Origin of the sequence: Nonomuraea antri (assembly GCF_013283785.1) — a bacterium.
Classification (GTDB): Bacteria; Actinomycetota; Actinomycetes; order Streptosporangiales; family Streptosporangiaceae; genus Nonomuraea; species Nonomuraea antri.
In genome coordinates this window covers 1-4,726 of sequence record NZ_JABCPZ010000408.1, presented here as the reverse complement: position 1 = coordinate 4,726, position 4,726 = coordinate 1, and the positions used below count along the sequence as shown (strand labels likewise).

Here is a 4,726-nt window from a genome sequence, read left to right as displayed (position 1 = left end):
GGAGCGATTGGCGGGTGGGGGGCGAGCTGGCGGGACGTCCCAAGTGCGTGGAGGTGACGGCGCGCGGCCGGCAAAGCCGGCAGGACGTCTCAAGTGCGTGGAGGTGACGCGGCCGGCACAGCCGCCATGACACGCGGGTAGGCGCTCACGGCGAGCCCGGCCGGCGCGGCGCGCGGGCGAGCGGTCAGGTTGATGGGCGGATGAGGTGCAGGAGGTCCGCCAGGTCGGCGGCGAACTCCGCGTCCCAGTCGCTCGGCCGGTCCAGATGCGCCGCCAGCCGCCGATGCGCGGGAAACTCCCCCTGCCCGCGACGCGACCTGGTCCGGTCCGAGGCGGCCGTGAACCGCCCGTTCACCTCCGACAGCGCGAACCCGAGCACGAACGTGCCGAGCAGCCGCTCCATCCTGGGCACGTCGGCCTCCGGCACCCCGGCGTCCAGCAGCGCCTGGTAGATCAGGTCGACCACGCGCACGCCGTCGGGCGAGACGGAGGGCCGCGACAGCAGCAGCGGGAAGACCGCCGGGTGCGCGCGGGCCACCCGCCGCACCCCCCAGGCCATCTCGCTCAGCCGCGCCTCCCAGGTGGGGGCGGGCTCGTCCGGCACGAGGCCGGTCAGCAGGCGGCCGACCAGCCCGTCGAGCAGTTCGTCCTTGTTGCGGAAGTAGCCGTAGAGCGCCATGGGTGTCACGCCGACGCGTTCGGCGACCGCGCGCATGGACAGCGCGTCGAGCCCGCGTTCGTCGGCGATGGCGAGGGCGGCGTCGAGGATTTCCGGCTGCCGCGAGGTCTTGAGTTTCCGCACGGCCTCAGTCTACGCTGTAGATTAGTCTACACCGTAGACTGAGGAGGCTGATGCTCATGCTGAGCGCGAACGGCCTGGTCAAGCGGTACGGAGAGGTGAGCGCCCTGAACGGGTTCTCGCTCCACGTGGAACCGGGTGAAATCGCAGGTCTGGTCGGCCACAACGGCGCGGGCAAGACCACGTTCTTCGAGATCGCGGCCGGGCTCGTCGTCCCCGATGCGGGAGACGTCCGGATCGAGGGCCGGCTCGACGCCGCTCCGCAACAGCTCGCGCTCTACCCGAGCACGAGCGTGCGCGAGACGCTGCGGCTCTTCGGCGGGCTGGCCGGGCTCCGCCGTCAGGCGCTGGCCAGGGCGATCGACGACGTCGCGGCGGAAATGTCGCTGACGGACGTGCTCGACCGGCGGATCGCCGTCCTGTCCGGCGGCCAGCAGCGCCGCACCCAGGCGGCCACCGCCCTGATCGCCCGTCCCGACGTGCTGCTGCTCGACGAGCCGACCGTCGGCGCCGACCCGGAGACCAGGGCCGCGCTGCTGGCCGCCGTGCGGCGGCGGGCCGACGCCGGGGCGGCCGTCGTCTACTGCACCCACTACCTGCCCGAGCTGAGCGATCTCGGCGCCACGATCGCGGTCGCCAAGGACGGCCGGGTGATCGCCAGGGGCACCGGCGCCGAACTGCTGAACGGGCTGCCCGGCGAGGTCCGGGTGCTGCTCGACGACACGGAGCTCAGGCTCACCACCAGCGATCCCACCGCCGCGCTGGCCGAGCTGCTGCGCGGGCTCGACCGGCCGGTGCGCGAGATCGACATCCGCCGGCCGTCGTTGGACGACCTGTACCGGGAGCTGTCCCGTGCCTCGTGATCGGCTGTACCGCATCGCCGTGCTGGCCGGGCACAACGCGCTGCTGCGCCGGCGCGACCCGGCGCACCTGATCAGCTACATCGTCATGCCCATGGTGCTCATGCTGGTCTTCGAGACCATGATGGGCGACACCACCCAGGCCGTCACCGGCCTGCTGGTGATGTTCTCCACCCTGGCCATGGCCGACGTGGCCACGGCGACGCTCACCGAGCGCGTCTGGCACACCTGGAACCGTGTCAGGACGGCCGGCGCGGGCGTCACGGAACTGCTGATCGGCAAGTCGTTGCCGGTCTTCGCGGTGCTCGCGCTGCAACAGGCCGTGCTGCTCGGGTACGGGGTGCTGGCGATCGGCATGCGGCCGTCCGGCGGGTGGCTGCTGGCGCCGGCGGTGGCCGCGTGGTGCTTCGCGCTGCTCGGCGTGGGCACGGCGGTCGGCGCGGTGGTTCGCGGCCACGGCGAGCTGACCGCGCTGTGCAACGTGGGCGCGCTGTCGGTGAGCGCGCTGGGCGGCGCGCTCGTGCCGCTCGCCATGCTGCCACCGTGGGCGCAGGACGTCGCGCCGATCTCGCCGGGATACTGGGCGACGACGATGCTGCAGGCCGCCGTCCGCGGGGACGCCGGCGGCACGCTGCGCCCGGCGGCCGTGCTGACCGGGCTCGGCCTCGCCGCCGGGGCCTTCGCGTGTCACCGGCTCAGGAAGGGCTGGGGCCGCTCGGTCACGGCGTGACGGCCCTGGACTCCGCCGGCGCGGGGATGGCTGGCCGTCAGGCTGTCAGGCTGGGTGGGTGGTGCAGCCCAGGCGGTCGCCCAGGCCGGTGAGGCGTTCCAGGAAGGCCGCGCGCGTCGTGTCGGCGTACCCGATGAACATGCGGTTGGCGAGCGGCACCCCCCACCGCCACCACCGCGCGACGTTGAAGACGCGGTGGACGAGCAGCGCCCCCTGCGGATGCGGTTCGACGCTCCATTCGCCCCGATACCACCAGCCGCCCTGGAAGGAGACGGTGTGGCCGCCCACCTCGACGGTGGAGGTGTGGCCGGGGGCGTCCTGGACGGTCAAGCGACGGCCGTCGGCCGGCAGCGCGTCCCCGGGCAGCAGGTCAGTGGTGAGGGTGGCCCAGACCTGGGCGGGCGGGGCCGCCACGATCCCGGCGACCTCGGTGATCAGCGTCTTCTCCGTCATGCCGCCGCCCGCGTGTTCTGGAAGGAGGCGAACAGCCACTCCCCGGAGGCGCGGACCGCGGTGAAGGTGACGATCGACGCGCGCCGCGGCCCGCCGGGCAGCGCGGTGCCGCCTTCGCTGATCACCAGCACCGCGCCGTCGGCGAGCGGCTTCACGATGGGCGCGCCGCCGCCGGTGGCCATGGTGGGCGCGCCGCCGCCGGTGGCCATGGTGGAGCCCTTGAGCGGCCCCTCGAAGAGCCACCGGTGCGTGGACTCGATGGCCGCCCGCCCGCGGGTGAGGGTGCCGTCGAAGGAGATGTAGTCGGCGTCCTCGGTGAAGAGCGCGGCGTAGGCGGTGGCGTCGCCGGCGTTCCAGGCCTCGGCCAATCGGGTGAGCAAGGTGGTGATGTGCGTGCTTTCGGACATGGCGCGACTCCTCGCTGATGGTCTTGCTGATGGTCGCGGCGCCTATCCTGGGGATGCGACTCCAGGCAGGGCAGGCGCCTTGTTCGGATGTCCGGCTGTCAGGGTGTTGGCGCACCCTGGCAGCCGCCTTCTCATGATTCGTCCGACTCGTCGAGCGATTTGCCTGACTCGTCGAGCACCTCTTCGAGCAGGTCGCGGTTGACGATGCCCGACCAGCCGAGCTCGCCCGACTCCAGCCGGGCGACGAGCCGTCTGACCCAGGCCAGTTCCGTCTCGTACAGGGCCCGCTCGTAGTCGAGTTCGATGGTCAGCACTTCGGGCAGGCCGCCGTCCTTGAGCGCTTTGAGGTGGCCGTCGATGCCGGTGAGCGTGCCGTCGATGGCCGCAGCACGGGCGCGCAGGGCCCGCAGCGCGTCGGGCACCGGCAGGACGCCGATGAGCGAGACGGCGGCGGTGAACGTGCGCCGCTCGTGCGCGGGGTTCTCCAGCAGCGACCGGAGCCTGCTGGCCAGCTCGCGCCGGCCCTCGTCGGTGATCTCGTAGATCGTTCGTTCCGGACGGCGGCCCTCCCTGCTGGTCTCGACCGGCACGATGAGCTCTTCCGCGGCGAGCTTGTCGACCGCGTGGTAGAGGCTTCTGGGCAGCCCCGTCACGTAGTCCTTGTGCGTGTCGACGATGAATCGATGCAGCTCGTACGGATGGCCGGGCCGCAGCGAGAGCATGGCCAGCACGGTCAGGCCGACCAGGTCGGGTCGTCGTGCCATCGTCCCCCTTCCATATTGCAACTTGCACTATACCCATTCCTCAGGGCAGGCTTGCATCACGCCATAGTGCAAAATGCCATAAGAGGAGGCGGCGTCATGAAGATCCTGGTCATCGGCTCGACCGGGCGGACCGGCAAGCACGTGCTCACGCAGGGGGTCCGGCGCGGGCATGAGATCACCGCGTTCGCGCGCCGTCCCGAACTGCTCACCGAGCGGGGCGCGCTGGCGGGCGTGCACCAGGGCGACGCGCACGACCTGGACGCCGTACGCGCGGCCGTGCACGGGCAGGACGCCGTCATCGCCGCGGTCGGCGGCAGCGGGATCGTCGGCACGCTCATCACCGCGATGCGCGACAACGGCGTGCGGCGCGTGGTGATGACCAGCAGCCGGTCCGTGCCCGCCACTCGTCCCCGGCTCGCGGTCACCCTGGCCTGGCTGTTCTTCCGCGCCGCCTACGTGGACCTGGCGCGGGCGGAGGGCATGCTGCAGGTCAGCGGGCTCGACTGGAGCATCGCGCGGGGCACCAGGCTCGACGACAAGCCGCCGGCCGGGCGGGTGCACGTCGACTTCGAGGCCGACGCGACCGGCGGGGCGATGCGGCTCTCGCGTGCCGACTACGCGATGGCGCTGCTCGACACCGTCGAGGACCCGACGCTGATCGGCAAGGCACTGGGCATCTGCGGCCCCACCTGACCGACCACGCCCGATAGGCC

General features: G+C 72.3%; 7 protein-coding genes. 3 read left to right on the top strand and 4 right to left on the bottom strand.

From position 1 onward, the window contains the following. Positions 1-184 precede the first annotated feature (184 nt). The gene (locus tag HII36_RS53385; RefSeq protein WP_217371083.1) at positions 185-802 is read right to left on the bottom strand and encodes a TetR/AcrR family transcriptional regulator; all 618 of its coding nucleotides are present in this window, start codon (positions 800-802) and stop codon (positions 185-187) included. 50 nt (positions 803-852) lie between these two features. Here HII36_RS53385 and HII36_RS53380 point away from each other — a divergent pair, with 50 nt between their 5' ends. Beyond that, a complete protein-coding gene (locus HII36_RS53380) occupies positions 853-1,662 on the top strand; it encodes an ABC transporter ATP-binding protein (RefSeq protein ID WP_236005159.1) in 810 nt (269 codons plus the stop codon). Continuing rightward, positions 1,652-2,389, top strand: coding sequence for an ABC transporter permease (locus tag HII36_RS53375; RefSeq protein WP_173531061.1), 738 nt, complete (start codon positions 1,652-1,654; stop codon positions 2,387-2,389). The genes HII36_RS53380 and HII36_RS53375 overlap by 11 nt, the downstream gene beginning before the upstream one ends. A gap of 45 nt (positions 2,390-2,434) precedes the next feature. On the opposite strand, the gene HII36_RS53370 is transcribed toward HII36_RS53375, so the two are convergent. From HII36_RS53370 to HII36_RS53360, 3 genes are all read right to left on the bottom strand, one after another. After that, positions 2,435-2,842: a hypothetical protein gene (locus HII36_RS53370; protein ID WP_173531060.1), complete on the bottom strand. Its 408-nt coding sequence runs from the start codon at positions 2,840-2,842 to the stop codon at positions 2,435-2,437. Further along, positions 2,839-3,249 (bottom strand): SgcJ/EcaC family oxidoreductase, encoded by a 411-nt coding sequence (locus HII36_RS53365; RefSeq protein ID WP_173531059.1) that lies wholly within the window; start codon positions 3,247-3,249, stop codon positions 2,839-2,841. The genes HII36_RS53370 and HII36_RS53365 overlap by 4 nt, the downstream gene beginning before the upstream one ends. Positions 3,250-3,380: 131 nt before the next feature. Beyond that, entirely contained in the window at positions 3,381-4,013 is a 633-nt protein-coding gene (locus tag HII36_RS53360) for a PadR family transcriptional regulator (RefSeq protein WP_173531058.1), read from the bottom strand. A 96-nt stretch (positions 4,014-4,109) separates the two neighbouring features. On the opposite strand from HII36_RS53360, the gene HII36_RS53355 reads away from it, so the two are divergent. Beyond that, positions 4,110-4,706, top strand: coding sequence for an NAD(P)-dependent oxidoreductase (locus tag HII36_RS53355; RefSeq protein WP_173531057.1), 597 nt, complete (start codon positions 4,110-4,112; stop codon positions 4,704-4,706). Positions 4,707-4,726 lie beyond the last annotated feature (20 nt).